Genomic DNA, 26,165 nt, shown 5'->3' with positions numbered 1-26,165 from the left:
GCCCCGCCTCAGCCGACCTGCCAGGCGCGAAGACCCCCCGCGACCTGCAGCATCCGGTCGACGGGCTCGACGGGGCCGCCGAGCACCCCGTCCCGCGACGAGATCTCCAGGGCCGGGCCGTCGGCGACCACCCGGAGCGCCCCACCCGACCACGGCATCAGCGCGCTCTTGCGGCCCGGGCGGTCCAGCCGGACGACGCCGTCCCCGACGGCGACGACGACGCTCTCCAGGTCTCCGGACATGAGCACCAGGCGGTCGCCCTCGCGGTGCGGCTCCCACTCCATGTCAACCACCGTGTCGACCACCGTCTCGCCGCCCTCGATCTCCCGGCGCCGCCGCGCCCCGAGGTCAGGGTGCGGGGTGGCGACGAGGCGCCCGTCGACGACGGACAGGACGTGCGGAATGCTGAGGCAGCTGCTCCAGCCCGCGTCGTCGTCACGCACCCCGCGCATCCAGAACATCAGGCACGGGCGACCCTCGCGGTCCCGGAAGAAGGACGGCGCGTAGTAGCTGTCGCCGAAGCTGAGCCGGCCCCACGTGTCCGCCTCGAACCGGCCGTCGGCGTAGGAGCCGAGCGCGTACCCGGCATGGTGCAGCACGTCGTCGTCCCAGATCGAGCTCACCATGACCCACCGGCCGTCGACCTCGAAGAACTGGGGGCACTCCCACAGCGCCCCCATCCAGACCGGCGACCGCTCGTCGGTCGAGCGCGACGCCGCGACGCCGTCGTACGTCCAGCGGGTCAGGTCCCCGGACGTGTACGTGAGGGCCATGGCCGTGCCCGCGCGGTCCGCGGCGCCCACGAACATGCGCCAGCCCTCGCCGTCGCGCATGACGAACGGGTCACGGTAGGCGATGAGGTCGAGGTCGCCGGGCGCCTCGACCAGCACGTCCCCCTTGGTCCAGGTGTCCCACGAGCCGTCGGCGGGCACGGCCACGCGGACGCGCCCGATCCCGATGTCGGGCTGGACCACCGAGGTGTAGAGGATGCGCACCCCGCCGGCGTCGTCGCGCACGAGACTGCCGGTCCAGATGCCGTCGTCGCCGTCGCCGGGAGCGATCGCGACCGGACGGCGCTCCCAGGTGAGGAGGTCGCGGCCGACGGCATGCCCCCAGTGGCAGTGCGGCGCCCACTCGGTGCTGCCGGGGACGTACTGGTGGAAGAGGTGGTACGCGCCGTCGTGGAAGGTCAGGCCGTGCGGGTCGTTGATCCAGCCCGACTCCGCGGTGAAGTGCACCTGCGGTCGCATCTCACGCCCTCCCGTCGTACGTGCGGCGGACGGCAAGGGCCTGCTCACGGTTGCCGCGCTCCCAGTCGTCGACCTCGCGGCGGCGCTCGGCACGCAGCGCGTCGCGGTCCGCGGTGAACTTCTCCATCCGCGCCGCGGCGACGTCGCGGGCGGCAGCCTGCTCCGCGCTGAGCGGCGGCAGCGGTGCCTCGATGACGCGGTCCACCGGCCGCAGCGGCAGCCGCTCCTCGACGTCCGGCACCGTGAGCACCGGCGAGGGCAGCGTCTGGTACCAGTACGCCGTGGACGACCAGTCGTCGGACAGGTGGTTGCCGTGCCCGTGCTCGAACGTCACCTTGATCCGCTTCTCGAAACGCACCGGGTCCACGAGATGGAACCGGTAGCTGTGGTGGAACCCCGGCACGTCCTCCTCGTGGACCATCGTCCCGTTGAACGTGTAGGCGTTGTGCTGCATGCCCCACGCGTGACCGAAGTAGTCCTCCATCCCCGTGCCGTGCAGGCTGGGTGGCCACGTGTCGTCGTCGATGAAGATCATGTCGTCGCCCTCCCCCCACCAGGAGCCCTGGAAGTGCCGGACGGCGAGGTTGCAGCCCACGTAGTGCCCGCGGCCCTCGGTCTCCAAGGCGACGTAGTTGTCCGCGCCGTCGAGGTTCGCCACCGTCGTCTCGATGCTGTTGGTCTGCAGGTCGGGCCCCCAGCCGCGGTTCGGCAGGGCACGGCGCCAGTGCGCGTGGAAGTAGACCGTGTCGACCGGCAACGGCTCCGGGAAGAGCTCGTAGTCGATGTAGAAGTACTGCAGGTACGGGATGTCGTTCTGGTTCTCGACGACGACGCGGGCACGCTCCCCGAAGGGCATGCGGAAGTAGCTGTTGAACGCCGCGCTGCCCCCGAAGGTGTGGAGCTCGGGCTCCTTGGCGGACACCGACAGCGGCAGGGAGTCGTAGCTGCCCGACAGCGAGTTCATCAGGCCGAAGAAGTCGCCGAGCGGGGCGATGACGCTCGGCGTCTCCTGGCCGTCCCAATAGATCTTCAGCAGGACCTTGCGGTAGTAGTCGGGGTCGACGACCTCCCAGCTCACGCCGAGCGCGTTGTGGATCTCGAGCATGGGCACGCCGACGACGTCGGGAGCGATCTGACCCGGCCCCGGCTGGACCCGGCACGACTGGGTCATCCAGATGTGGGTGATGGCGCCCGGGCCCTCGAGGTCGGCGAGGACGCGCTCCTCCCCGGGCATCACGATCCAGTTGTCCCGGTTGCGACCCGTCTGGTCGAAGCTGGAGGCCCGAGCGCTGCGGCCCGGCCGGGCCCGGGTGAGGTCTCCGAGGAGCCCGCCGAACGGGGGTGTGGGGGTCATGGTGGTCCTTTCGCGGTAGCGAGCGAGCGGCTAGAATGCATCGAAACGTTTGCTTGTCGTCGTTCGGATCGTAGGCGACGCTCGCCAGGCGCGCAACGAGGGTTAGCCTGCAGACTCAGGGCTCCGCGACCGGCGGGACCCGTGAGGAAAATGATTGATTGGAGGCGTCGATGGCGACGATCGTCGAAGTCGCCCGGATCGCCGGGGTGTCCACGTCGACCGTCTCGCACGTGCTCAACGGGACGCGCCCGGTCCAGCCTGCGACGCGCAAGCGGGTCGTCGCAGCGATCGAGGAGACCGGCTACCGCCAGGACGCCGTCGCCCGCGCCATGCGCCGCTCACGGACCGACAGCATCGGCCTGGTCGTGTCCGACGCCGGGGAGCCGGCGTTCGCGGAGATGGTCCACGGCGTGGAGCACGCCGCGGCGGCCCGGGGACTGACGCTGGTGCTCGCGAACTCGGCGGAGGACCCCGAGCGCGAGGAGCGCGCGGTGAGCACGCTCCTCGCGCGCCGCGTCGACGGCCTGATCCTGGCGCACTGCGCGAACTCCGGCCGCGCCGTCAGGGCGCGGCTCGAGGCCGACGACGCGCGGCCCGCCGTCCTGCTCGACCGCGTCTTCGACGGCTCGCCGCACGACCAGGTGGGCGCGGACAACCGGGAGACGATGCGCCGCCTCGTGGGGCACCTGCGCGACGCGGGCCACCGCCGGTTCCTCCTGGTCGCCGGGGACCAGCGGGTCCCGACGCTCGTCGAGCGCCGGCAAGGGTTCCGTGACGCGATCCCCGACGCCGAGCTTGCCGAGCAGACGACGGTCGACGCGGTCGATCCCGCGTCAGTCCGCGCGGGCGTGGCGGCCGCGCTCCGTGCCGGCCGCGCGACGTGCGTCATCGCCGCCAGCACGCCGCTGGCCGTCGCGAGCCTCGAGTGCCTGCGGGACGCCGGCCTCTCGACGCCCGAGCAGGTCGCGTTCGCCGCGTTCGACGGGTTCAGCCACTCGGACCTCTTCCGGCCCACCATCACGACCGTGCGCCAGCCGGCGTTCGAGATGGGCGAGGCGGCGGTGGCGCTGCTGCTCGACCGGATCGCGTCCCCGGACGCCAGCCCGCGCACGCTCCGGCTCAACCAGCGGCTGGAGCTCCGCGAGTCGACCGAGGGCCACCGACTCCGCGCCGACTGACGCCACGGGGCACCCCTTGACAGGCGTGACGCACCCCACGTAGCCTCGCAAACGATTCGCGCAAACGTTTCGCTAGATCAACGAAATCCGCCCCCGGGCCTCACCCAACGAAGGACGAGACATGCCTGGTTACCAGCCCCGCCGACACGGCCGCCGCGGCCTCGCAGCGGCCGCGGCCCTCGCCGTGGCCCTGCCCCTCGCAGCCTGCTCAGAAGCGGGTGACACCGGTCAGGACGGCACGACCACCATCACGCTCTCGATGCAGAACGCCGACGTGAAGACCGCAGATCCCGCCACGTGGGCGATCGTGGAGGCCTTCGAGAGCGCCAACCCGGACATCGACGTCGAGGTCAGCGGCCAGCCGGTCTCCGAGCACCTCCAGTCGCTGTCGATCGCCGCGCAGAGCGACACGCTCCCCGACATCTTCTGGGTCTACAAGTCGAACGCCGAGGAGATGCTCGCCGGGGACCGGCTGCTGGACCTGCGGCCGATCCTGCAGGAACAGGGCGTCATCGAGCACCTTCCCGCGACCACCGTGGAACACTTCACGTCCGGGGACACGGTCTTCGGCGTGCCGTACCAGGGTCTCCTGACCGGTCTGTGGACCAACACCAAGGTGCTCGAGGACCACGGGCTCGCGATGCCGTCCACCTTCGACGAGCTGCTCCAGGTCGCCGAGGAGCTCGACGACGACGGCGTCGTGACGATCTCGAACGGCGCGAGCCAGTCGGCGTTCAGCGTCTGGCAGTTCCTGGTGTGGCTGGACCGCTTCGGCTTCGAAGACAGGATGGACGGTCTGCTGGACGGCTCGGAGTCGTGGGACAACCCCGACTTCGTGCGGATGTACGAGCACATCGCTGAGCTGCGCGACGCCGGGGCGTTCTCCAGCAACGTGGCCACGCAGACCTACCAGCAGGCGGTCGACCAGTTCCTGCAGGGCGACGCGGCCTTCCTCGACGCGGGCGTCTGGGCCGCGGGCGCGATCCAGGACTCCGACGTCGCGCCGCACGCCGCCTTCTGGAAGGGCCCCACCTTCGCCGACGGCGTCGGTGAGCAGAACATCATCATGAACGTGGCCTCGGCGCCCCTCGCCGTCGCGAAGAAGGTCGGCGAGGACGACGCGAAGCTCGCGGCCGTCGAGAGGTTCCTCGGCTTCTACTACAGCGACGAGGCGCAGCAGCTCATGGTCGACAACGGCCAGCCGCCCGTCACGACGTACGAGCCGACGCTCGAGGAGTCGGAGCAGTCGGTGCTCTCCGCGGCGCTGGACGCGGCGAGCGAGGACGGCGTGGCCGCTCCGGCGACCCAGCCCGACCTCGTGTTCCCCGTCGCCGTCGCCAACGCCATCTACGACTCGATCTACGGCGTCATCCAGGACCAGCTCACGCCTACCGAGGCCGCCGCGCTCGTCCAGCGGGCGCTGGAAGCCGAGTAAGGACTCCTCCTCATGATCTGGCTCAGCTCGCGGTCGAGGATCGCGGTGATGGTCCTGCCCGCGTTGGTCCTGTTCACCGCCTTCTTCGCCTACCCGGTGCTGTACGGCACGGGCTACAGCCTCACCGACGCGCAAGGCTTCAGCGAGCCGCGGCTCATCGGGCTCGACAACTACGCGACGCTCGGCGACGACCCGTTCTTCTGGCTGTCGCTGAAGAACACCGTCATCATCCTGGTGGTCAGCGTGGCCTTCCTCGTGCCGGCATCTTTCGCCCTGGCGTTGCTGATGCAGCAGCGGATCCGGGCCGCGGGCGCCTTGCGGGCGCTCCTGTTCGGGCCGGCGATCGTGGCGCCGATCCTCGTCGGCCTCGTCTGGGTGTTCATCCTCGACCCGCGGGTCGGACTGCTCAACCGGCTGCTCGTGCCCCTCGGGATCCCCGAGATCCAGTGGATCGGCGGCGACTCGCTCACGCCCTACTCCATCGCTCTCGTCTTCAGCTGGGCGAGCATCGGCTTCGCGATGACGATCTTCTACGCGGGCCTGCAACAGCTCCCCGGCGACGTGATGGAGGCGAGCTCCCTCGACGGCGCGACCCGCTGGCAGCAGCTGCTCCACGTCACCGTCCCGATGATGCGCGAGACCGTCGGCATCGTCTCGATCCTGCTCGTCACCAACGTCTTCAAGATCTTCGAACTCGTCTACATGCTCACCGGCGGCGGCCCCGTCCACCGCTCCGAGACCCTGGTCAGCTACATGTACTTCGTCACCTTCACGAGCCAGCGCTACGGGTCCGGCATGGCGATCGCCGTCGTTGTGCTCGTCCTCGGCGCGCTCACCTCGCTCGCCTACCTGGTCCTCGCACGCCGCGGGCGGTCCGCATGAGCACCCGGAGCGCTCCCCCGTCCCCCGCCACCGTCCACGACCGCCAGGCACCGGCGCCGCCCGTGGGCGCCCCCGGCGTCCGGCGCCGACGCGCGGCGCACCGGCCTGCCCCGTCACCGGACGCAGAGCGCCGTCGGCGGCTGCGCGCTCGCCTCGTCGTCGCCGGCTTCGCCTACCTGATCGTCTTCCTCGTGGTGCTGCCGATCCTCTGGATCGTCCTGCTGTCCTTCCAGCAGAGCGACCAGATCCTCTCGGACCCGTTCTCGGTGCGGACGCTCACGCTCGAGAACTACCGGGACGCCATCGCCACGCTGCCGCTCGTGCAGATGTACAAGAACACCATCATCATCGCCACCGCCGCGGTGACGATCGGCACCACCGTCTCGTTCATGGTGTCGTTCGCGCTGACCCGCATGGTCTTCCGGCGGCGCGGCGTGCAGTCCGCGCTCCTGCTGTACTTCCTGGCGGGGCTGGCGGTGCCCGTCTACGTGCTGCTCTTCCCGGTCTACCGCCTCGACCTGGCCCTGGGCATCTTCGGCACCTACGCCGCGGTGATCCTCCCCTACGCCGTGGTGTCCATCCCGTTCAACACCCTGCTGCTCACCGGCTTCCTGCGCGGCATGCCGGGCGAGCTCGAGGAGGCCGCCATCATCGACGGCGCCGGGCTGTTCCGGCTCTGCTGGTCGGTCGTCGTGCCGGTGATGCGCCCCATCCTCGCCACGGTCGTGATCTTCAACGTGGTCTACGTGTTCAACGAGTTCCCGTTCGTGTCGGTCCTCATCAACGACCCGGACCTGGCGACGATCTCGTTGGCCGTCTCCAAGTTCCAGGGCCAGTACTCCGTGAACTACGGCGGGATGATGGCCGCCGCAACCCTGGTCCTGCTCCCCCAGCTCGCGATCTACGCCGTGCTGCAGCGCCACGTCATCGCGGGCCTGACCGCGGGCGCCGTCAAGGGCTAGGAGCCCGCTCCCCCAACTGTCGGCGCGCCGTCGCGTCGACCCGTTCCCACGAAACCAGGTGACCATGACGAACGACGGGCCCCATGCCCGGCCGAACCCCGGCCCACCGATCTCGCGGCGTCGCGTCCTCGTGGCTCTCGGCATCGCCGCCGCGGCCGCACCACTCAGCGCGCTCCCGGACGGACGGCCCGGTCCGGCACGGGCCGCCGCAGCCGCCGAGGCTCCGGCGACCCCGCCCTACGACGCCATCGTCGGCCTGATCTGACCAGAGGAGACTCCCCGTGGCATCCACCGTGTACGACGTCACCACCTTCCCCGCGAGCGTGTCCCCGCAGACCGACATCGGGCAGGTGATCAATGAGATCGTCGCCGACATCCACGCCCAGCAGACAGGCCAGACCACGAGGCCCGGCGCCGTCGTCTACATCCCGCCCGGGCACTACACCCTCCAGACGACCGCGGTCATCGACGTCGGGTTCCTCACGATCAAGGGCTCCGGTCACGGCTTCCTCTCCGAGGCCATCCGCGACGACGTCGACCATTCGGCGTGGGTCGAGACGCTCCCGGGTTCCAGCCACGTGCAGATCGCGAACGACGGGCAGGTGGGCTTCCTCGTGAACCGGGCCGGCGACCCGGCCACCAACGGCCGGCTCAACTCCGTCGTCTTCCAGGACTTCTGCCTCGACGGCGTGAGCAGCTCCAAGCCGTACGTCGGCGCGAACGGCAATGGCAAGACCGGCATCCGCTTCGAGTACGACAACGACGCCGTCCGCGTCGAAGGCATGGGCTTCGTCTACCTCGAGGAGGCCCTCACGGTCCGCAACGCGGACGCGTACTTCATCACGAACAACTTCATCGGTGAGTGCGGCAACGGCGTCCGGATGATCGGTGGATCGATCGCCGGCCGGATCACGAACAACACGATCGTCACGCCGTGGGGCGGCGACTCCGTCTTCGTCGAGAACGCGGAGAACTGCGTGATCAACGGCAACAGCCTGCTGTGGGGCGCGCGCATCCAGTGCAAGAACGTGCACCGCGCCGTCGTCACCGGCAACAAGCTGGTGAGCAACTTCTCCGGGATGATCGTGCACGAGACCCCGTGCCACGAGCACCTGATCTCCGGCAACCACTTCCGTCGCATCTTCGGCGACGGCGGTCCGGCCCGGAACGACGACCTGTACGGCATGGTGCACCTCGACGGCGACGACAACGCCGTCTCCGCCAACCTCTTCTCGTTCGCCGTCGACGGCGCGGACATCGTCCCGTCGGGGGCGACGCCGACGGTCGTGCTGGTCAAGAGCGGAGCGCGCAACTTCCTGTCCGGCAACCAGGTCGCCGCGAATCTCGCGGTGCGCCACGTCGTCGACGCGTCGGCGACCGACACGAAGGTGCTGTGGTCGGGCGCCTCGGGGCAGCTGGAGGACCTCAGCTCCAGCACGTCGTTCGTCCCAACACCGTGAGCGGGTGCGCGGTGACGATCCGAGACGGGCCCCGCCGCCCCGACGTGGTGACCCGCCGCTCAGCGGCCGAGCGCGTCCGCCACGGCGTCGGCCATCGCCGCCTCGCCCCGGGCGTTCGGGTGTACGGGGACGACGTTGGTGCCGAGCAGGAGCGGCTCGATCCACCGCTCGTCGGCGGGCGCGCACGCGTCGTGGCCCTCGCTCCGCCCGGACAGGTCGACGAAGGTCGCCCCGGTCTCGGCGGCGGCCCTCTCGATGACGTCGTCGAGCGTGGCCTGCAGGTCGCGCAGGTACGGCACGTCGCCGCGGGCGATCGGCAGCTTCGCGAAGCACCCCTGCTCCGGCGGCAGGATCCACGGGTAGCCGAGCACCACGACGTCGGCGTGCGGGGCCCGCTCGCGGATCTCCCGGAGCGCCCGCCGGACGGCGGGATAGGTGTCCTGCTCGACCTGCGCGGTGAACCGGTCACCGTAGAGGCGTTCGCACGGGTTGCCGTGCCCGGCGCTCAGCACGCCCGCCGAGCCGCAGGCGAGGAGCGCGCCGACGAACGTGCTGCCGTCGTTGCCGCCGATCGTGAGCGTCACCAGGTCGGTCCCGGCGGTCACCGCGTCGAGCTGCGCGGGGACGCCGGGGTGCTGCGGCGCGAACAGGTCGTCCGTGCTCGCGCCGCCGCAGGTGACGTCGGTGAGGTCCGCGCCGAGGTCGTCGGCGAGCAGGTGCGGGTAGTTCGCGGTGGTGCGGAGGCAGGCGACCGGGGCGTGCAGGTCGATCGGCAGGATGCCGGACCCCGCGGAGTACGAGTCGCCGAGCGCGACGTACTCCACCGGGGGCGGGGCCGCGTGGGCCGGCGCGGCGGACGCCGCGGCGGCGAGGGCGAGCGTGGCGGCGACGGCCAGGGTGCGGCGGGGTCGGCGGGCGGCGGGCATGAGGCGGCTCCTTCGTCGCGTCGTGCGGTCGTGCGCGGACGTCCTTGCCCGCGGACGCTCGACGGCGAGCGCCGATACCGAGTATCAGGGCCTGCGACGCGGTCGACCACGCGCCACGCGGGCGGCACCCCGAGGCCGCCGCGGGCCCTACCAGCCGCGCAACCGTTCCGGCACGACGCGCACGAGCACGCGGTAGTCGTCGTGGAACCCCTCCGGCGTCATGCCCAGGCGGCCCATCGCCGTCGCGTACTTGGCGTCGAACTCCGCGCGCCGGTCGGCGTCGAGACGCTCCTCGCCCTCGACCCGGGCCCTCCCCAGGAGCACGACGACGTCGTCGCCCCGCGCGTCCGTGCCGAAGTGCAGCGCGACCCCCGGGCGCTGCCGCACGTTGCGCAGCTTCGCCGTCCCCGGCCGCGAGACGAGCAGGACGTCGCCGATCCCCGGCTCGCCGGGCGCGCCGGGCCGCCACAGGAACCACACGGGCGTCGGCTGCGGCATCCCCGAGGGGTCGACCGTCGTCAGCCAGACGACCTCCTCGGTCCGGAGCCGCTGCGCGGTGCGACGACCGTGCCGGGTCGTCAGGTCGATCGGGTCCGTCGCCGTCATGACGGCAGGCTGCCAGACGGCGCGCCGCCGGGACAGGCACGCCCCGGCCGACACGCCGAGCGGGTGCGGTGCGCCCGCTCTAGCGTGCTGACGAGGGGGCGACCACCGACCGACCCACGAGGAGCACCCCATGGCCCACGGCGACATCACCCACATCGACATCCCGGTGTCGGATCTCGACCGCGCCAAGCGGTTCTACGGCGGCGTCTTCGGCTGGCGGATCGAGGCGCCGCCGGGCTTCGAGGACTACCCGATGTGGCGCGCACCGAACCAGATCAGCGGAGGCGGGCTCGCGCCACGCTCCGACGGCTTCGCCCAGCCGCGCAGCTACGTCGAGGTCGACTCGATCGACGAGGCGCTGTCGAGGGCCACCGAGCTCGGCGGGACCGTGGCGGTGCCCAAGAGCGAGATCAGCCCGACGAGCTGGTGGGCCGCCTTCACCGACCCGGACGGCAACGTCGTCGGCCTCTACGAGGGCACGACGGAGACCGGGTGAGCCGCGACCGGGCGAGGCGCGGTCACCGGGCGAACAGGACGCGCCCGTCGGGGTCGTCGTCGCGGCGCGGGCGCAGCCCGGCCGGCGCAGGCCACGGCAGCTCGTAGCGGTCGACCGGCGCGTCGACGGCGCCGAAGTCGTCGGTCTGCACGACGACGCGCTCCGGCGTGACCTCGACGAGCCGCACGCGCAGCGGCGCCTCGCCGTCGCGCTCGAGCGTCCAGACGTCGGCCATCCACGACAGTCCGACCTCCTCCAGCGCCTCCTCGGCGCCGGTCCAGTCCAGCGGCCCGCTGACCTCGCGCCCGAGCAGCGACACGGCCACCCAGGTGTCCCCCTCGGGCCGCAGCCAGCCCAGTGGCTCGCGGTCGTCGGGACGGCGGTGCTCGATCCAGTCGGCGGGAAGCATGGCCGCACCCTAGGGCGCTCGGGCGGCCGCGAGCACGCCGAATTGCGCGGGCCGCCGGCCGGACGCGAGGACGCGGGCGCGCGCACGACGCGGTCAGCGGGCGCCGTCGGCCTCGCCGGGAGCTCCGGCGGCGTCGGCGGCGCCCCGCGCGTAGGCCTCGGCGCTGCCCTCGCGGAACAGGTCGTCCGCGCTGGGGCGCACGAGGCTGCGGGCGCCCGCCCCGGCCTCGTCCCCGGGCAGCACGTGGTGCGCCAGCCCCCGCACGACGGCGACGGGACGGCCCGCCGTCTTGCCCCGCACCAGCTCGCTCGCCGCGGCGACCTCGTCGGCCACCGCCGTCACCGTCACGGAGATCGGCCGCCCGTGGGCGTCGGTGCCGCCGCGCAGGTCGTCGACGACGGCGACGCCCGCGGCACCGATCGCGATGTCGACGAGACCGTCCCGCCAGGGCCGGCCGGCGGTGTCGGTGACGACGACACCGAGCCGGTCCACGCCGAGGCGGGCCCGCAGCGCGGCGCGGAGCGCCCGCGCGGAGGCGTCCGGGTCCTCGGGCAGCAGCAGCACGGTGCCGTCCGGCGTGTTCGACGCGTCGACGCCGGCCGCGGCCATGACGAGGCCGAGCCGGTTCTCGACGATCCGCAGCGGCGGCTGCCCGTCCGGCCGGGTACGGGACGCGACCACGCGCACGGTCTCGTCGGTGATCGCCTGCTCGCGGTCCGCGGCGCGCACGACGCGCCCCTCGGCCTTGGACACGACCTTCGACGTCACCACGACGACGTCGCCCTCGGCCACCGGGTCGCCCGAGGCCGCGGCGTCGGCGGCGAGCAGGTCGCCGACGAGCGCCGCGAGGTCGTCGCCGGGGCGGACCTCGGGCAGGCCGGCGGGAGCCCAGACCGCGAGCCGTGCGCCCGACGCGCTCACCGTGCCAGCTTCGGCAGGACGTCCCGGCCGAAGACCTCGATCCACTCCTTCTGGTTGCGCCCCACGTTGTGCAGGTAGATCCGGTCGAACCCGAGGTCGACGTACTTCTGGATCGCGGCGCGGTGCGCGTCGGGGTCGGACGAGACGACCATCCGGCCCTCGAAGTCCTCCGGGCGCACGAGCTTGGCCATCTGCGCGAAGTCGTGCGGCGAGCGGATGTCGGCCTTGGGGAACTTCATGCCGCCGTTGGGCCACTCGGTCATGGCGTTGGCCATGGCCTCCTCGTCGGTCTCGGCCCACGACATGTGCACCTGGAGCACCTTCGGCATCCCCTCCGGGTCGCGGCCGGACTCCTTGACGCCGGCGTCGAACCGGCCGAACAGCATCTCGATCTTCTCCAGCGGCGCCCCGACGGTGATGAGGCCGTCCGCGTGCTTGCCGGCACGCTTGGCGGTGATGGGGCCGGCGGTGGCGACGAGGATCTCCGGCGGCACCTCCGGCATGGTCCACAGCCGCGTGGACTCCATCTTGTAGTACTGCCCGGAGTGCTTGACGTCCTTGCCCTCGATCCCGGAGGCGAAGAGCTTCTTGATGATGTCGATGGCCTCGAACATGCGGTTGATCCGCTCCGGGGCCTCGGGCCAGTAGCCCGCGACGACGTGCTCGTTCAGCGCCTCGCCGGACCCGAGGCCGAGCCAGTGGCGGCCCGGGTACATCGCGGCGAGCGTGGCCGAGGCCTGCGCCACCATGGCCGGGTGCCACCGGAAGGTCGGCGCCGTCACGCCGGGCCCGAGGTCCCCGCTGGTGCGCTCGCCGAGCGCGGTCAGCACGTTCCACACGAAGGCCGCCTCGCCCTGCTGCGGCACCCAGGGCTGGAAGTGGTCGGCGGCCATGACGCCCGAGAATCCGTGCTCCTCCGCGTAGGCCGAGTACTCGACCACGTCGGTGGGGTGGAACTGCTCGAGCATCGCGGCGTAGCCGATGGTCAGGTCGTCAGATGCTGCCATGCCCCGACCTTACGCCTACCTGCTACTCCGAGTCTTGGGAACCGCCGCGGCGCGGTCACGCGATCCGCTTGGCGAAGAAGTGCTCGGCGTACGGGTTGTCGTTGTAGCGCGCGATCCGACGGTACCCCGCGCGCTCGTACATGGCGACGGCCTCGACGAGGGAGCCGTTCGTGTCCATGCGCACCTCGTCATAGCCCAGGTCACGGCACACACCCTCGAGATGACGCAGCAGGCGCGACCCCAGCCCGGCCCCGCGCCAGCCCGGGTGCACCCACATCCGCTTGATCTCCCCGACGCCGTCGCCCAGGGCCTGCACGCCGCCGCAGGCCACGGGCGCGCCATCGCTCGTGGCCACGACGAACGCCCCCGTGGGAGGCGCGAGCCGCTCGGCGTCGGCGTCCACGGCGCCGCTCGCGTCGAAGCCGCCGGGGAACCGCTCGTCGAGCTCGGCGACGTACGCCGCGACGGCCGCCCGGGCCTCGTCCGACGTCGGGGAGACCTGCTCCAGGGTGACGGTCGCGGCCCGCACCAGGAGGTCGGCGTCGGACAGGGCGGCCGCGAGCCGGGCGCGCTGGCGCGGCGTCAGCGGCGCGATGAGGTCCCGCGCGCGCTCGGCCGACCGACGCTCCAGGTCGTCCCAGGCGCGCCGGCCCGCGGCGGTGAGCCGCACCCGGCGGCGGCGCCGGTCGTCGTCGTCCGGCGACACGTCGACGAGGCCGTCGGACTCGAGGCGGCGCAGCAGACGCGACAGGTAGCCGGAGTCGAGCCCCAGCCGGGCGCGCAGGTCTCGCGTGGTCCCGGGCTCGACGCCGACCTCGTAGAGCAGGCGGGCCGTGCCCAGCGGCATGCCCAGCCCCAGGAACGACTCCTCGAGCGCGCCGACGCGCTGGGTGTAGCTGCGGTTGAACCGGCGCACGACGGCGGACTGCTCGGCGAGCTCGGACGCACCTGCCTCCGACATTTCTCTGACCATGGTCTCTGATTCTAGTCAGACTTCTCGCCCCGGCCGGCGGACCGCCCGGCCGGGCGTGCCGACCCGTGGAAACCGTTGCGGACGGCCGCCCCGGATCTGGGACAATGACGCACCATGAGCGACTTCCCGACCCCCGAGGCGCAGACCGCGCCCGTGCAGCCGTCCGCAGCGACCTCCCCGACCGGCGCCGTAGCCGGCGACGTCGTGCGCGCGGTGGTCAGGGAGGTACCGGACAAGGTCAGCCTCGACGGCCTGGAGCAGCGCTTCGACGAGCGCTGGAGCGCCGAGGGCACCTACGCCTTCGACCGCACCGCCACGCGCGCGCAGGTCTACTCCATCGACACCCCGCCCCCGACCGTCTCCGGCTCGCTGCACGTGGGCCACGTGTTCAGCTACACGCACACCGACACCGTGGCGCGGTTCCAGCGCATGCGCGGCAAGAAGGTCTTCTACCCGATGGGCTGGGACGACAACGGCCTGCCCACCGAGCGCCGCGTGCAGAACTACTTCGGCGTGCGCTGCGACCCGTCGCTGCCCTACGACCCGGACTTCACGCCGCCGCACGAGGGCACGGAGGGCAAGAAGGTCAAGCCCGGCGACCAGGTGCCGATCAGCCGCCGCAACTTCATCGAGCTGTGCGAGCGGCTCACCGCCGACGACGAGCGGCAGTTCGAGGAGCTGTGGCGGCGCCTCGGCCTGTCCGTCGACTGGGCGCAGAACTACCAGACGATCGACTCGACGTCCCGCGCGGCCTCGCAGCGCGCCTTCCTGCGCAATCTCGCCCGGGGCGAGGCCTACCAGGCCGAGGCGCCCGGGCTGTGGGACGTGACGTTCCAGACGGCGGTGGCCCAGGCCGAGCTCGAGGCGCGGGAGTACCCGGGGCACTACCACCGGGTGGCGTTCGGTCGCGACGGCGGCGACCCGGTGCACATCGAGACGACGCGCCCGGAGCTCATCCCCGCCGTGGTGGCCCTCGTCGCCCACCCGGACGACGAGCGCTACCAGGACCTGTTCGGCACCACCGTGACCTCCCCCCTGTTCGGCGTCGAGGTGCCCGTGCTCGCGCACCCGGCCGCCGCCATGGACAAGGGCGCCGGCATCGCGATGTGCTGCACCTTCGGCGACCTGACCGACGTCCAGTGGTGGCGCGAGCTGCAGCTGCCCACCCGCTCCGTGATCCAGCGCGACGGGCGCCTCGCCCGTGAGACGCCGGAGTGGATCGCCGGCGGCCCGGGCGCGGCCCTGTACGCCGACGAGCTCGCGGGCAGGACGACGTTCAGCGCCCGCAAGGCCGTCGTCGAGGCGCTGGCCGCCTCGGGCGACCTCGTCGGTGAGCCGACCCCGACGCAGCGCATGACGAACTTCTACGAGAAGGGCGACAAGCCCCTCGAGATCGTCACCTCGCGACAGTGGTACATCCGCAACGGTGGCCGGGACTGGGAGGCGCGCGACCTGAAGGCCGAGCTGCTCGCCCGCGGCAAGGAGCTCGACTTCCACCCCGACTTCATGCGGGTGCGGTACGAGAACTGGGTCAACGGCCTCAACGGCGACTGGCTCATCAGCCGGCAGCGCTTCTTCGGCGTGGCCGTGCCGCTGTGGTACCCGGTCACCGATTCCGGCGACGTCGACCACGACCACCCGATCGTCCCGTCCGAGGCCGAGCTGCCCGTCGACCCGACGTCGCAGGCCCCCGCCGGCTACGACGAGTCGCAGCGCGGCGCGCCGGGCGGCTTCGTCGGCGACGCCGACGTCATGGACACCTGGGCGACGTCGTCCCTGTCGCCGCTCATCGTGTCCGGCTGGGAGCGGGACCCGGACCTGTTCGAGCGCGTCTACCCGATGGACCTGCGCCCGCAGGGCCAGGACATCATCCGCACCTGGCTGTTCTCCTCCGTGGTGCGCTCGCACCTGGAGTGCGGCGTCCTGCCGTGGAAGCACGCGGCGATCAGCGGCTGGATCCTCGACCCGGACCGCAAGAAGATGTCCAAGTCCAAGGGCAACGTCGTCACGCCGATGGACCTGCTCGTCGAGCACGGGTCGGACGCGGTGCGCTACTGGGCCGCGGCCGCACGCCTGGGCACCGACGCCGCGTTCGAGGTCGGCCAGATGAAGATCGGCCGCCGCCTCGCCATCAAGGTGCTCAACGCCTCGAAGTTCGCGCTGACGTTCGGCGTCGACCCCGAGACGGGCGCGGGCGAGATCGTCCTCGACCCGGCCCACGTCACGGTCGACCTCGACCGGGCGATGCTCGCGGGGCTGGCCGACGTCGTCGAGCGGGCCACGGAGGCCTTCGAGGCCTACGACCACACCCGGGCCCTGGAGGTCACCGAGACCTTCTTCTGGACCTTCACGGACGACTACCTCGAGCTGGTCAAGGACCGCGCGTACGGCGCGGGCGCGTCGGCCGCGGAGGTCACGGCCGAGACCGCGAGCGCGCGCACCGCGCTCGCCCTCGCGCTGGACGTGATGCTGCGCCTCCTGGCGCCGTTCATCCCGTTCGCCACCGAGGAGGTCTGGTCGTGGTGGCGCACCGGGTCGGTGCACCGCGCCGCGTGGCCGACGTCGGCGCCGCTGCGGGCCGCGGCCGGCGACGCGGATCCCGCACAGCTCCTGGCCGCCGGGAACGCGCTCGCCGCGCTGCGCAAGATCAAGTCCGAGGCGAAGGTCTCGATGCGCACGCCGATCCTGTCCGCGACGATGGCGGTGCCCGCCGCCCTCATCGACGGCGTCCGCTCGGCGGTGGACGACGTCCGCGGCGCGGGCCGCGCCACCGGCACCCTCGACCTCGTCGAGGCCACCGAGGGCCAGGGCAACCCCGACGTCCAGGGCGGCATCGTCGTCACCGCCTCCGAGCTGGGCGAACCCCCGGCCAAGAAGCCCAAGGCCTGACCAGCCTTCGCTCCACCTCGATCGAGAGGGGACGGTGCGCACCGGCTGCGCATCGTCCCCTCGTCGTCGCTCAGCGCAAACGACCGTGACCTTCCGGACAAGCGGGTCCGGGGAGGGCAGTGTCGGGAGGCTGGATGGGCCTGGCGGGAGGTCGCGAGGAACGAGCGACCGGATGGACGCCTCGCGACACGGCCCTGCCCGGACCCGCCCGCAACCGGAGGACATCGCCCGCGAGCAGAGAACGCGAGCAGAGAAGCGGCTACCGCGGCACAGCGAACCGCGCCCCGTCCCCGCTCATCGTCGCCGCCACCTCGCGCGGCGTCGCGCCGTCGTGCCAGCGCAGGGTGGCCCCGACGCCGTCGACGAGCTCGACGGAGCCCTCGGGGGCGAAGGTCAGCCCGGCGTCCTGCGCGATGGCGGCGCGCAGCAGGGCGGAGGTCGCGGGCAGCTCCTGGAGGCCGTCGTGCACGCCGAGCCCTTCGAGGTCGGCGCGGGTCCGCGCGACGTGCATCGGGTCCGGGCCGATCCACAGGCGACGCCCGCCGAGCAGGCCGTCGAGGACGATGCCGCCGTCGGCCCCGGTCGTCGCGAGCGCCGACGTCGCCTCCGTGACGAGCTGTTCGGACAGCACGAGCTCCTTGACCTGCCCGCGGGCGAGCACGGCGACGACGTCGTCGACGGAGGTGACGGCGCCTTCCTCGCGGCCCTGGTCCTGGCGGTACTCCGCCAGGGTCACCTCCCGGCGGCGTTCCCGGTACGAGTCGAGGGCGTCCTCGACGGCCGCGGCGAACGCGTCGGCGTGGACGCCGGCTCCCCCGCGCCCGCCGCCCGGGACCTCCACGACCCGCACGGCGGCCGCCTGCCCCAGGTCGGAGCGTACGGACTTCACCGCCCGGACGTCCCCGGTGAGGAGCACCACCTCGGGGCGCTCCTGCGCGACCCGGCGGTCGATCTCCGCGGCGACGGCGGCCGCGTTGCGTTCCCACGTGTCCTCTGCGCGCGACTCGATGGTCGCCCGCTTGGTGCCGGGACTGGACGTCTTGCTGACCTCGTCGTGCGGCGCGGTGTACGTCTCGCGTCGCCCGGCGTCGCGGCCCTCGGCGTCGCACGACCAGAAGTCGGCGCCGGCACGGTCGACGGCGACGCACAGCGCGTCGACCGCCTCGTCCGCGGCGAGCGCCGCCTGGAGCAGTGCGGGCACCGGCAGCCACACGGCCGTCGGCGCGGTCGGTGCGTGGCGGAGCATCCGGTCCACGAGCACGCCGTCGACGTCGGCGACGAGCACGCGGCCCCGCTCGCCGCCCTCGTGGCTGGGGCGCCGCACGGCGTCCTCGAGAGCGTCCAGGACGGCCGTCGGGGCGCCCTGGTGCTCGAGCGCGCGCCGTGCGGCACGCCAACGGTTCGCGATGTCCTTCTCACCGGCCTCCGCCGAGGGTGTCGCGTCCAGGTGCACGGTCGCGAACAGTCCCGGGCGTCCGACGAGGGGCTTGAGCCAGTCGATCTTCATGCGGTGCGTCCCCCTGGGTCTCGCGTCGGCTGTGCCATCCAGCCTGCGCCCGAACCCGCTCGGACGCCACCGCGTCAGGCCCCTCAGACCTCACCTCTTCAAGAGTAGGTGTCGAGGGGAGGGAGCTCGCCCTGGCGGCGCCCCGCGGCGTGCTCTGCCGCGATGCGCTCGTGGTGGCGGATGACCTCGGAGACGATGAAATTGCGGAACTGCTCGGCGAACTCCGGGTCGAGGCCCGCCGCGGAGGCGATGCCCTTGAGCCGGTCGATCTGCTGGCGGTCGCGGGTGGGGTCGGCGGGCGGGAGCCCGCCCGTGGCCTTGAGCTCGCCGACGCGCTGGGTCATCTTGAACCGCTCGGCGAGCAGGTGCACCAGGGCGGCGTCGATGTTGTCGATGCTCCCCCGCAGGGCGAGGATCTCAGCGGGTACCTGCGCCTGCTCGGGCTCGGGGGCCTCGTCCGGGCGCGGGCCGTCGGCGATGTTGTCGGGCATGCATCGATCCTACGAGGCGTGACGCACGCACCACCGTCGCACGGGCGTGTCGTGCCCCACGCCCGTGTAAGGTCCCTCCTCGGCCAGGGTGTGCACCGACCGGCCGCCGCCCGACTCGGACGGCGAGACCACGCCGTGCGCCCGGTCCCCCTCTCTGCCCGACACCCCTGCACCCCGGAGACCCGCACGCATGGACCTCGCCACCGCTCCGAGCCGCGTGGACGTGCCCGAGAGCACGAGCATCAACACCCTGCTGGCGGACCGGGTGGCCCGCGCCGGCGAGGCCACGCTGATCGAGCGGCGGGTGACTCCGGCGGGCGACTGGGTCCGGGTGAGCGCGGCGGAGTTCGACCACGACGTGCTCGTCGTGGCGCGTGGCCTCCTCGCGCGGGGCGTCGAAGCAGGCGACCGGGTGGCCATCATGTCCCGCACGCGCTACGAGTGGACGCTGCTGGACTTCGCCCTGTGGGCAGTCGGCGCCGTGCCGGTCCCCGTGTACGAGACGTCGTCGCCGGAGCAGGTGTGGTGGATCCTGTCCGACGCGGGCGTGGCCACCGTGGTGGTCGAGACCGCGGCCCACGCCGACGCCGTGCGGCAGGTGCAGGACCGGCTGCCGGACCTGACGGAGGTCCTCGTCATCGCCGACGGCGCCGTGGACGCCCTGCGGGAGGCGGCAGCGACCGTCGCCACGCGGGACGTGGTCGCGCGCCGCCGAGCGGTGCGCCGCGACGACCTGGCGACGATCGTGTACACGTCGGGGTCGACGGGGCGTCCCAAGGGTGCCGAGCTCACGCACGGGAACTTCGCGCACCTGGCGCTCAACGCGCGCGTCGTGCTGCCGGAGCTCCTGGAGGCCGAGGGGGCGCGCACGGTGCTGTTCCTCCCGCTCGCGCACGTCTTCGCGCGCCTCATCCAGGTCGCGGTGGTCGGGTCGAGCGCGGTGCTGGGGCACCTGCCGGACGTCAAGACCCTGGTCGCCGACCTGGGCACGTTCCGGCCCACGTTCCTGCTGGCCGTGCCCCGCGTCTTCGAGAAGGTGTACAACGCCGCGGAGCAGCGCGCCGGGACGGGCGTCCGGCTCCGCGTGTTCCGCTGGGCCGCCCGGGTCGCCGGCGACCGCTCACGGGCGCTGGAGGCGGGGAGGGTCCCCGCCGGGCTGCGCGCGCGGCACGCGGTCGCCGACCTCCTCGTGCTGCGCGGGCTGCGTGCCGCGATGGGCGGCCGGCTGCGGTACGCCATCTCCGGCGGCGCCGCGCTCGGGGAGCGGCTCGGCCACTTCTTCCGCGGCGCGGGCCTGACCGTGCTCGAGGGGTACGGCCTCACCGAGACCACGGCGCCGGCAGCGGTGAACCTCCCTGCCGACCTGCGGATCGGCACGGTGGGACCGCCGTTCCCCGGAACGTCCGTGCGCGTCGACGACGACGGCGAGGTGCTGGTCGCCGGGCCGCACGTGTTCCGGGGGTACCGCGGGCGCCCGGACCTCACCGCCCTCGCGGTGACCGACGGCTGGTTCCGCACCGGGGACCTCGGCGTGCTGGACGGCGGGCACCTGCGGATCACAGGCCGGACCAAGGAGATCATCGTCACCGCCGGCGGCAAGAACGTGGCCCCGGCGGCGCTGGAGGACCGGTTGCGCGGCCACCCGGTCGTGTCCCAGGTGGTCGTCGTCGGCGACGGGCGACCGTTCGTCGGCGCGCTGGTGACGCTCGACGCGGAGATGCTGCCCGGGTGGCTCGCGTCGCGGGGGCTGCCGGCGCTGCGCCCGGCCGAGGCGCGCCGCGACCCTCGGGTGCTGGCCGCGCTGGAGGAGGCGGCGGCGGAGGCGAGCGGGGTGGTCTCCCGGGCGGAGGCGATCCGCGCGGTGCGCGTCCTGGAGGGCGACTTCTCGGAGGCGAACGGCTACCTCACGCCGTCCCTGAAGGTCCGCCGCGACGTCGTGCTGCACGACTTCGCGGCCGACGTCGAGGAGCTGTACGCCCGCTGAGGCGGGCGGCGCGGACGCGAGCTCGGCCCGGCGCGGTCAGGCCGACTTCTCCCGCGGAGTGCGACGCACCGGCGACGTCCGGGGCACGACCGTCGGGTTGACGTTCTCGATGACGACGTCCCGGGTGATGACGACGCGCTCGACGTCGTCGCGGCTCGGGACGTCGAACATCACCTGCTGGAGGACCTCCTCCATGATGGCCCGCAGGCCGCGCGCGCCCGTCCCACGCAGGAGCGCCTGCTCCGCGATCGCCTCGACGGCGTCGGGCTCGAACTCCAGCTCCACGCCGTCGATCTCGAACATGCGCTGGTACTGCTTGAGCAGGGCGTTGCGCGGCTCGGTGAGGATGCGCACGAGGGCGTCGCGGTCCAGCGGCGAGACCGAGGCGACGACGGGGAGCCGCCCGATGAACTCCGGGATGAGTCCGTACTTCTGCAGGTCCTCCGGCCGCACCTCGGCGAACAGGTCCTCGTCGGCGCCGGTCTCCATGGGCGCGCTGAACCCGATGCCCCGCTTGCGCGACCGGGACGCCACGATCTCGTCCAGGCCCGCGAACGCGCCGGCCACGATGAACAGCACGTTCGTCGTGTCGATCTGGATGAACTCCTGGTGCGGGTGCTTGCGCCCGCCCTGCGGCGGCACGGACGCCGACGTCCCCTCGATGATCTTCAGCAGGGCCTGCTGCACGCCCTCGCCGGACACGTCACGGGTGATCGACGGATTCTCCGCCTTGCGGGCCACCTTGTCGACCTCGTCGATGTAGATGATGCCCGTCTCGGCCTTCTTGACGTCGTAGTCGGCGGCCTGGATGAGCTTGAGGAGGATGTTCTCGACGTCCTCGCCGACGTACCCGGCCTCCGTGAGCGCCGTCGCGTCGGCGATGGCGAACGGGACGTTGAGCATCTTCGCCAGCGTCTGCGCGAGGTAGGTCTTGCCGGTGCCGGTGGGACCGATGAGCAGGATGTTCGACTTGGCGATCTCGACGGCGTCGTCGCCGTCACGCCCCTCGCGCGCGGTCTCGCCCGCCTGCACCCGCTTGTAGTGGTTGTAGACCGCCACCGCCAGCGCCCGCTTCGCGGGGTCCTGGCCGATGACGTACTGCTGGAGGAACTCGAAGATCTCGCGCGGCTTCGGCAGCTCCGTGAGCCCCAGCTCCGCTGCCTCGCCGAGCTCCTCCTCGATGATCTCGTTGCACAGGTCGATGCACTCGTCGCAGATGTACACGCCGGGACCGGCGATGAGCTTCTTGACCTGCTTCTGGGACTTGCCGCAGAACGAGCACTTCAGCAGGTCTGCACCGTCACCGATCCGAGCCACCGGGAGCCTCCATGTCCTGAGCTGGGTCCTGCGCCGGGTCCTGCGCAGGTTGCTGATCAGGTCCTGCGTCCATTCCACACCACCGGGACGGCGTTGTCAGCCGCGTTGCCCGGTGCGTCGCGTCGCGGGGCCACGGATCTCGCCTCGGCGAGCCGTCCGGGCCCCGCGACGACGCAGGTCAGCGGCTCGTGACGGCCGCCGGCTTGCGGCTCTCGAGCACCTGGTCGACGAGCCCGTAGTCCTTGGCCCCCTCGGCAGTGAGAATCTTGTCGCGCTCGATGTCCTCCCGGACCTCGTCGACGGACTTCTCCGAGTGGCGCGCCAGCGTCTCCTCGAGCCACTCGCGCATGCGGATGAGCTCGTTCGCGTGGATCTCGATGTCCGAGGCCTGGGCATAGCCGCCGCCCTCCATCGCGGGCTGGTGGATGAGCACGCGGGCGTTCGGCAGGGCCAGTCGCTTGCCCTTCTGCCCGGCGGCCAGCAGCACCGCCGCGGCGGAGGCCGCCTGACCCAGGCACACGGTCTGGATCTGCGGCTTGATGAACTGCATCGTGTCGTACAGCGCCGTCATCGCGGTGAAGGAACCGCCCGGCGAGTTGATGTACAGGATGATGTCGCGGTCCGGGTCCTGGCTCTCCAGAACCAGCAGCTGGGCCATGACGTCGTCCGCCGAGGCGTCGTCGACCTGCACGCCCAGAAAGATGATGCGGTCCTCGAACAGCTTGGTGTACGGGTCCTGGCGCTTGAAGCCGTAGGCGGTGCGCTCTTCGAACTGCGGCAGCACGTACCGCGACGACGGGGCGCCGTAGGGCAGGGCGACCCCGCCGGGGCGGCCGCCGGCTCCCGCCAGGTGCTGCGCCCGCATGGCGAACTGGTACTCGTCGGAGTGGCTCACGATGTCTCCTCGCGTGAAAGGTCTGGGTGGTGGCGGGGTCGGGGTCAGGCGGACTCGCCGCCGCCCGTGACCGAGGAGGCGGTGGCCACGACCTTGTCGACGAAGCCGTACTCGAGGGCCTCGTCCGCCGTGAACCACTTGTCGCGGTCGTTGTCCTTGAGGATCGTCTCCAGCGTCTGCCCGGTCTGCTCGGCCGTCAGCTCGGAGAGCACCTTCTTCATGTGCATGATGAGCTGCGCGCCGATCCGGACGTCGGTCGCGGTGCCACCGACGCCGCCGGAGGGCTGGTGCATCAGGACGCGCGCGTGCGGGGTGATGTAGCGCTTGCCCTTCGCGCCCGAGGAGAGCAGGAACTGCCCCATCGACGCGGCCATGCCCATCGCGACGGTCGCGACGTCCGGCTGGACGAACTGCATGGTGTCGTAGATCGCCATGCCGGCGGTGATCGACCCGCCGGGCGAGTTGATGTAGAGGAAGATGTCCTTGTCCGGGTCCTCCGCGGCCAGCAGCATCATCTGGGCGCAGATGGCGTTCGCGTTCTCGTCGCGCACCTCCGAACCGAGCCAGATGATGCGCTCCTTGAGGAGCCGGTTGTAGATGGAGTCGTTGAGGCCGAAGCCCTGGCCCTCGGCACGCGCCGCCGGCGCCGCACCGTCCATCCGCAGCAGATCGTTCACGTCCGTCTCCTTCGTCATCGCTGTCGATCGACCCTAACGTGCGCCGATGGCCCGGAACGTCCCGCCGGCGCGCGGTTTCGCTGCAGGCGCACAGGCACCTGCCCGGGCGCCGGGAACGGCCACGGCCCGCACCGTCGCTGGGACGGTGCGGGCCGTGGGAGGCACGCCGGCGCGGAGCCGCCGTGTCAGGCCTTGGCGGCCTCGTCCTCGGCGGCGGGGGCGGCGTCCTCGCCCTCGGTGGGCTCGCCGGACTCCTCGTCGGCGTCCTCGGCGGAGGCCTCGTCCTCCTCGTCCGAGCCGATGAACTCGGAGAGGTCGACGGCGTTGCCGTCGGAGTCCTTGACCTCGATCTCGCGCAGCGCGACGGCCAGCGACTTGGAGCGCGCCACCTCGCCGACCATCGCGGGGATCTGCCCGCCCTGGTCGAGCGACTGGATGAACTGGTTCGGGTCCATCCCGTACTGCTGCGAGGCCTGCACGAGGTACTCCACGAGCTCGCCCTGGCCCACCTGGACCTCGAGCTTCTCGGCGAGGGTGTCGAGCAGGATCTGGTTCTTCAGGGCCTTGGTCGCCTCCTCGGTGACCTCGGCGCGGTGCTCGTCGTCCTCGAGGCGGTTCTCCTGCTCGAGGTGGCGGTGCACCTCGGCCTCGACGGCGCCGGACGGGACCGGGACCTCGACGGCCTCGAGCAGCTTCTCGAGCAGGAGGTCGCGCGCGGCGACGGCCTGGTTCGAGGTCTTGCTCGACGCGACCTGCTCACGCAGGTCGGCCTTGAGCTCGTCGAGCGTGTCGAACTCGGACGCGAGCTGGGCGAAGTCGTCGTCCGGGGCCGGCAGGTCGCGCTCCTTGACGGCAGTGGCGGTGACGGTGACCTGCGCCTCCTCGCCCTCGTGCTCGCCCCCGGCGAGCTTCGTGGCGAAGGTGGTGGTCTCGTCGGTCGACAGGCCGGTCAGGGCCTCGTCGAGCCCCTCGAGCATGTTGCCGGCGCCGATCTGGTAGGAGACGCCGGAGACCGAGTCGATCTCCTCCTCGCCGATGACGGCCTTGAGGTCGATGACGACGTAGTCGCCCTCGGCGGCCGGGCGGTCGACGCCCACGAGGGTGCCGAAGCGCTCCCGCAGCGAGTCGAGGCGCTCGGCGACGTCCTCGTCGGTGACCTCGGTGGTCTCGACCTCGATCGCGATGTCGGATAGCTCGGGCAGCGTGAGCTCGGGGCGGACCTCGACCTCGGCGGTGAAGGCGAGCTGCCCCTCCCCCGCCTGCGCGGGGATCTCGGTGACCTCGACCTCGGGCTGACCCAGGGGGCGCAGCGACTCGTTCGTGACGGCGTCCCGGTAGAAGCCCGACAGCGCGTCGTTCACGGCGTGCTCGACGACGGCGCCCCAGCCGACCCGCTGGTCGATGATGCGCGGGGGGACCTTGCCCTTGCGGAAGCCGGGGATGTTCACCTGCTCCGCGATGTGCTTGTAGGCGTGGTCGATGCTCGGCTTGAGCTCGTCGTACTCCACCTCGACGGTCAGCTTGACCTTGGTGGGATCCAGGGTCTCGACGGCGCTCTTCACTTCGATGGTCTCCAACGGTTCGGGTGCGTGCGCGCGCGTCTCGCCGGCACGGGCCGGCCCGGTTGCTGCGGCGCGGGATGCGAAGTCGTACGACGGACGTACGGGCAACCCGTCCATCCTACGTCACGCGAACACTCCCGCGGCCACGCGCGTCCGGGGCGGGGCCCGGCAGGCCCCGCCCCCGCCCTCGCGACCGCGGTCAGCCGCAGGTGATGGTGACGCCGTCGACCTGGTGGAGACCCGGCCCGAGCTGGTCGCACTGCTCCATGATGTAGCCGATACCCACGCCGATGACGATGCCGGCGATGATCGTCCCGACGAGGACGAGGGCGCTGACGACGATGCCGGCCACGGCGACGCCGTTCGACTGGCCGACCTTGCGTGACTTGCGCAGGCCGACGATCGACAGGATGAGGCCGACGAGCGACAGCGGCCCGAAGAAGCCGAGGATCAGGCCGACGATGCCGAGCGTCCTGCCGGGGTTCTCCGGCGGCTGCTGCCCGTAGCCCTGCGGGTACCCCTGGGCGTACTGACCCTGCGGGTACGCCGGCTGCGGGTAGGCGCCCGGGGCCGACGGCGGCGGGTACTGGCTCTGACCGTACTGCTCCTGCGGGTGCGGGCCGGCGGGTGGCGCGGCGGGGGGCTGCTGCTCCGGCTGTGCCGGCCGGCCCGGCTCGGGCAGGTCGGGCCGCCCCTGTCGATCCGGCTGCTCGGGCGTCCCGGGGTGGTACGGGTCGGGGGTACTCATCGGAGCTCCTCGTGACGTCTCGTGGCGCCGGACGGCGGCCGCGACGCCGATCCTTCCAGATCACGGGCGTGACGGCAGGACCACGCGGCACCGACACGCAGAAATGACCATGGCCCGGACCCACGAACGTGGGTCCGGGCCATCCCGATGTCCTGAGACATCACATGGTCGGGGTGACAGTGTCCAGTCTCAGGACATCGGAATGGGGTGTCTCAAGACATCGGCATAGCGTGTCT

General features: G+C 72.1%; 24 protein-coding genes. 9 read left to right on the top strand and 15 right to left on the bottom strand.

Annotation, left to right across the window (positions count from 1 at the left end; genetic code table 11):
• Nucleotides 1-8: 8 nt before the first annotated feature.
• Nucleotides 9-1,250: a glycoside hydrolase family 32 protein gene (locus EYB28_RS08410; protein ID WP_166846582.1), complete on the bottom strand. Its 1,242-nt coding sequence runs from the start codon at nt 1,248-1,250 to the stop codon at nt 9-11.
• 1 nt (nt 1,251) lies between these two features.
• Nucleotides 1,252-2,604, bottom strand: coding sequence for a glycoside hydrolase family 172 protein (locus EYB28_RS08405; protein ID WP_166846579.1), 1,353 nt, complete (start codon nt 2,602-2,604; stop codon nt 1,252-1,254).
• A gap of 170 nt (nt 2,605-2,774) precedes the next feature.
• Here EYB28_RS08405 and EYB28_RS08400 point away from each other — a divergent pair, with 170 nt between their 5' ends.
• The 6 genes from EYB28_RS08400 to EYB28_RS08375 all read left to right on the top strand — a co-directional run bounded on the left by EYB28_RS08400 (nt 2,775) and on the right by EYB28_RS08375 (nt 8,521).
• Nucleotides 2,775-3,782, top strand: a complete 1,008-nt coding sequence (locus EYB28_RS08400) for a LacI family DNA-binding transcriptional regulator (protein WP_166846576.1) — start codon at nt 2,775-2,777, stop codon at nt 3,780-3,782.
• 121 nt (nt 3,783-3,903) lie between these two features.
• Nucleotides 3,904-5,217, top strand: a complete 1,314-nt coding sequence (locus EYB28_RS08395) for an ABC transporter substrate-binding protein (protein WP_166846573.1) — start codon at nt 3,904-3,906, stop codon at nt 5,215-5,217.
• A gap of 12 nt (nt 5,218-5,229) precedes the next feature.
• On the top strand, nt 5,230-6,099 hold the full coding sequence (locus tag EYB28_RS08390) for a carbohydrate ABC transporter permease (RefSeq protein WP_166846570.1): 870 nt from the start codon (nt 5,230-5,232) through the stop codon (nt 6,097-6,099).
• Complete coding sequence (locus EYB28_RS08385) at nt 6,096-7,061, top strand: carbohydrate ABC transporter permease (RefSeq protein ID WP_166846567.1); 966 nt, start codon at nt 6,096-6,098, stop codon at nt 7,059-7,061. Before EYB28_RS08390 ends, EYB28_RS08385 begins: the two co-directional genes overlap by 4 nt.
• A 64-nt stretch (nt 7,062-7,125) precedes the next feature.
• Nucleotides 7,126-7,326 carry a twin-arginine translocation signal domain-containing protein gene (locus EYB28_RS20610; protein WP_166846564.1) on the top strand — a complete coding sequence of 67 codons (201 nt, stop codon included), beginning with the start codon at nt 7,126-7,128 and terminating at the stop codon, nt 7,324-7,326.
• Nucleotides 7,327-7,342: 16 nt separating this feature from the next.
• On the top strand, nt 7,343-8,521 hold the full coding sequence (locus tag EYB28_RS08375) for a NosD domain-containing protein (protein WP_166846560.1): 1,179 nt from the start codon (nt 7,343-7,345) through the stop codon (nt 8,519-8,521).
• 59 nt (nt 8,522-8,580) lie between these two features.
• Here EYB28_RS08375 and EYB28_RS08370 read toward each other — a convergent pair whose 3' ends face one another.
• Complete coding sequence (locus tag EYB28_RS08370; protein ID WP_166846557.1) at nt 8,581-9,447, bottom strand: SGNH/GDSL hydrolase family protein; 867 nt, start codon at nt 9,445-9,447, stop codon at nt 8,581-8,583.
• Between the two features lie 147 nt (nt 9,448-9,594).
• Nucleotides 9,595-10,053: a TIGR03667 family PPOX class F420-dependent oxidoreductase gene (locus tag EYB28_RS08365; RefSeq protein WP_166846555.1), complete on the bottom strand. Its 459-nt coding sequence runs from the start codon at nt 10,051-10,053 to the stop codon at nt 9,595-9,597.
• A 130-nt stretch (nt 10,054-10,183) separates the two neighbouring features.
• Here EYB28_RS08365 and EYB28_RS08360 point away from each other — a divergent pair, with 130 nt between their 5' ends.
• Nucleotides 10,184-10,549, top strand: coding sequence for a VOC family protein (locus tag EYB28_RS08360; protein ID WP_166846553.1), 366 nt, complete (start codon nt 10,184-10,186; stop codon nt 10,547-10,549).
• Between the two features lie 22 nt (nt 10,550-10,571).
• Here EYB28_RS08360 and EYB28_RS08355 read toward each other — a convergent pair whose 3' ends face one another.
• The 4 genes from EYB28_RS08355 to EYB28_RS08340 all read right to left on the bottom strand — a co-directional run bounded on the left by EYB28_RS08355 (nt 10,572) and on the right by EYB28_RS08340 (nt 13,847).
• Nucleotides 10,572-10,958 carry a hypothetical protein gene (locus EYB28_RS08355; RefSeq protein ID WP_166846551.1) on the bottom strand — a complete coding sequence of 129 codons (387 nt, stop codon included), beginning with the start codon at nt 10,956-10,958 and terminating at the stop codon, nt 10,572-10,574.
• A 93-nt stretch (nt 10,959-11,051) separates the two neighbouring features.
• A complete protein-coding gene (gene cofE, locus EYB28_RS08350) occupies nt 11,052-11,879 on the bottom strand; it encodes a coenzyme F420-0:L-glutamate ligase (protein ID WP_166846549.1) in 828 nt (275 codons plus the stop codon).
• On the bottom strand, nt 11,876-12,886 hold the full coding sequence (locus tag EYB28_RS08345; protein WP_166846548.1) for a TIGR03557 family F420-dependent LLM class oxidoreductase: 1,011 nt from the start codon (nt 12,884-12,886) through the stop codon (nt 11,876-11,878). The genes cofE and EYB28_RS08345 overlap by 4 nt, the downstream gene beginning before the upstream one ends.
• 55 nt (nt 12,887-12,941) lie before the next feature.
• Nucleotides 12,942-13,847 carry a helix-turn-helix domain-containing GNAT family N-acetyltransferase gene (locus EYB28_RS08340; protein WP_166846546.1) on the bottom strand — a complete coding sequence of 302 codons (906 nt, stop codon included), beginning with the start codon at nt 13,845-13,847 and terminating at the stop codon, nt 12,942-12,944.
• Nucleotides 13,848-13,973: 126 nt separating this feature from the next.
• Here EYB28_RS08340 and valS point away from each other — a divergent pair, with 126 nt between their 5' ends.
• Nucleotides 13,974-16,748: a valine--tRNA ligase gene (gene valS, locus EYB28_RS08335; protein WP_166846544.1), complete on the top strand. Its 2,775-nt coding sequence runs from the start codon at nt 13,974-13,976 to the stop codon at nt 16,746-16,748.
• A 259-nt stretch (nt 16,749-17,007) separates the two neighbouring features.
• Here valS and EYB28_RS08330 read toward each other — a convergent pair whose 3' ends face one another.
• Together EYB28_RS08330 and EYB28_RS08325 are read right to left on the bottom strand one after the other, a co-directional pair.
• On the bottom strand, nt 17,008-18,255 hold the full coding sequence (locus EYB28_RS08330; RefSeq protein ID WP_166846542.1) for a hypothetical protein: 1,248 nt from the start codon (nt 18,253-18,255) through the stop codon (nt 17,008-17,010).
• A 98-nt stretch (nt 18,256-18,353) separates the two neighbouring features.
• Nucleotides 18,354-18,746, bottom strand: a complete 393-nt coding sequence (locus tag EYB28_RS08325; RefSeq protein WP_166846539.1) for a chorismate mutase — start codon at nt 18,744-18,746, stop codon at nt 18,354-18,356.
• Nucleotides 18,747-18,936: 190 nt separating this feature from the next.
• On the opposite strand from EYB28_RS08325, the gene EYB28_RS08320 reads away from it, so the two are divergent.
• Complete coding sequence (locus EYB28_RS08320) at nt 18,937-20,730, top strand: long-chain fatty acid--CoA ligase (protein ID WP_166846536.1); 1,794 nt, start codon at nt 18,937-18,939, stop codon at nt 20,728-20,730.
• A 36-nt stretch (nt 20,731-20,766) separates the two neighbouring features.
• On the opposite strand, the gene clpX is transcribed toward EYB28_RS08320, so the two are convergent.
• The 5 genes from clpX to EYB28_RS08295 form a co-directional block, all read right to left on the bottom strand.
• Complete coding sequence (clpX, locus tag EYB28_RS08315) at nt 20,767-22,047, bottom strand: ATP-dependent Clp protease ATP-binding subunit ClpX (RefSeq protein ID WP_166846534.1); 1,281 nt, start codon at nt 22,045-22,047, stop codon at nt 20,767-20,769.
• A gap of 178 nt (nt 22,048-22,225) precedes the next feature.
• Complete coding sequence (locus EYB28_RS08310; RefSeq protein WP_240930704.1) at nt 22,226-22,912, bottom strand: ATP-dependent Clp protease proteolytic subunit; 687 nt, start codon at nt 22,910-22,912, stop codon at nt 22,226-22,228.
• A 74-nt stretch (nt 22,913-22,986) separates the two neighbouring features.
• Nucleotides 22,987-23,601 carry an ATP-dependent Clp protease proteolytic subunit gene (locus EYB28_RS08305; protein WP_166851978.1) on the bottom strand — a complete coding sequence of 205 codons (615 nt, stop codon included), beginning with the start codon at nt 23,599-23,601 and terminating at the stop codon, nt 22,987-22,989.
• A gap of 203 nt (nt 23,602-23,804) precedes the next feature.
• The gene (gene tig / locus EYB28_RS08300) at nt 23,805-25,181 is read right to left on the bottom strand and encodes a trigger factor (protein WP_166851976.1); all 1,377 of its coding nucleotides are present in this window, start codon (nt 25,179-25,181) and stop codon (nt 23,805-23,807) included.
• A 199-nt stretch (nt 25,182-25,380) separates the two neighbouring features.
• Complete coding sequence (locus EYB28_RS08295; RefSeq protein ID WP_166846531.1) at nt 25,381-25,929, bottom strand: DUF4190 domain-containing protein; 549 nt, start codon at nt 25,927-25,929, stop codon at nt 25,381-25,383.
• Nucleotides 25,930-26,165: the final 236 nt, after the last annotated feature.

Source organism: Isoptericola sp. BMS4, from assembly GCF_011634835.1.
Classification (GTDB): domain Bacteria; phylum Actinomycetota; class Actinomycetes; order Actinomycetales; family Cellulomonadaceae; genus Isoptericola.
The sequence above is the reverse complement of the archived record's forward strand: the minus strand, read 5'-3'. Positions and strand labels throughout refer to the sequence as shown.

What these genes read in the sequence shown, in the direction of transcription:
- EYB28_RS08390 (WP_166846570.1), top strand. Translation starts at nt 5,230, where the DNA reads ATGATCTGGCTCAGCTCGCGGTCGAGGATCGCGGTGATGGTCCTGCCC.
- EYB28_RS08410 (WP_166846582.1), bottom strand. Translation starts at nt 1,250, where the DNA reads ATGCGACCGCAGGTGCACTTCACCGCGGAGTCGGGCTGGATCAACGAC.
- EYB28_RS08370 (WP_166846557.1), bottom strand. Translation starts at nt 9,447, where the DNA reads ATGCCCGCCGCCCGCCGACCCCGCCGCACCCTGGCCGTCGCCGCCACG.
- EYB28_RS20610 (WP_166846564.1), top strand. Translation starts at nt 7,126, where the DNA reads ATGACGAACGACGGGCCCCATGCCCGGCCGAACCCCGGCCCACCGATC.
- EYB28_RS08400 (WP_166846576.1), top strand. Translation starts at nt 2,775, where the DNA reads ATGGCGACGATCGTCGAAGTCGCCCGGATCGCCGGGGTGTCCACGTCG.
- EYB28_RS08360 (WP_166846553.1), top strand. Translation starts at nt 10,184, where the DNA reads ATGGCCCACGGCGACATCACCCACATCGACATCCCGGTGTCGGATCTC.
- EYB28_RS08325 (WP_166846539.1), bottom strand. Translation starts at nt 18,746, where the DNA reads ATGCCCGACAACATCGCCGACGGCCCGCGCCCGGACGAGGCCCCCGAG.
- EYB28_RS08305 (WP_166851978.1), bottom strand. Translation starts at nt 23,601, where the DNA reads ATGGACGGTGCGGCGCCGGCGGCGCGTGCCGAGGGCCAGGGCTTCGGC.
- EYB28_RS08355 (WP_166846551.1), bottom strand. Translation starts at nt 10,958, where the DNA reads ATGCTTCCCGCCGACTGGATCGAGCACCGCCGTCCCGACGACCGCGAG.
- EYB28_RS08330 (WP_166846542.1), bottom strand. Translation starts at nt 18,255, where the DNA reads ATGAAGATCGACTGGCTCAAGCCCCTCGTCGGACGCCCGGGACTGTTC.
- EYB28_RS08295 (WP_166846531.1), bottom strand. Translation starts at nt 25,929, where the DNA reads ATGAGTACCCCCGACCCGTACCACCCCGGGACGCCCGAGCAGCCGGAT.
- EYB28_RS08405 (WP_166846579.1), bottom strand. Translation starts at nt 2,604, where the DNA reads ATGACCCCCACACCCCCGTTCGGCGGGCTCCTCGGAGACCTCACCCGG.
- EYB28_RS08385 (WP_166846567.1), top strand. Translation starts at nt 6,096, where the DNA reads ATGAGCACCCGGAGCGCTCCCCCGTCCCCCGCCACCGTCCACGACCGC.
- EYB28_RS08340 (WP_166846546.1), bottom strand. Translation starts at nt 13,847, where the DNA reads ATGTCGGAGGCAGGTGCGTCCGAGCTCGCCGAGCAGTCCGCCGTCGTG.
- EYB28_RS08320 (WP_166846536.1), top strand. Translation starts at nt 18,937, where the DNA reads ATGGACCTCGCCACCGCTCCGAGCCGCGTGGACGTGCCCGAGAGCACG.
- EYB28_RS08395 (WP_166846573.1), top strand. Translation starts at nt 3,904, where the DNA reads ATGCCTGGTTACCAGCCCCGCCGACACGGCCGCCGCGGCCTCGCAGCG.
- EYB28_RS08310 (WP_240930704.1), bottom strand. Translation starts at nt 22,912, where the DNA reads ATGCGGGCGCAGCACCTGGCGGGAGCCGGCGGCCGCCCCGGCGGGGTC.
- EYB28_RS08365 (WP_166846555.1), bottom strand. Translation starts at nt 10,053, where the DNA reads ATGACGGCGACGGACCCGATCGACCTGACGACCCGGCACGGTCGTCGC.
- EYB28_RS08345 (WP_166846548.1), bottom strand. Translation starts at nt 12,886, where the DNA reads ATGGCAGCATCTGACGACCTGACCATCGGCTACGCCGCGATGCTCGAG.
- valS (WP_166846544.1), top strand. Translation starts at nt 13,974, where the DNA reads ATGAGCGACTTCCCGACCCCCGAGGCGCAGACCGCGCCCGTGCAGCCG.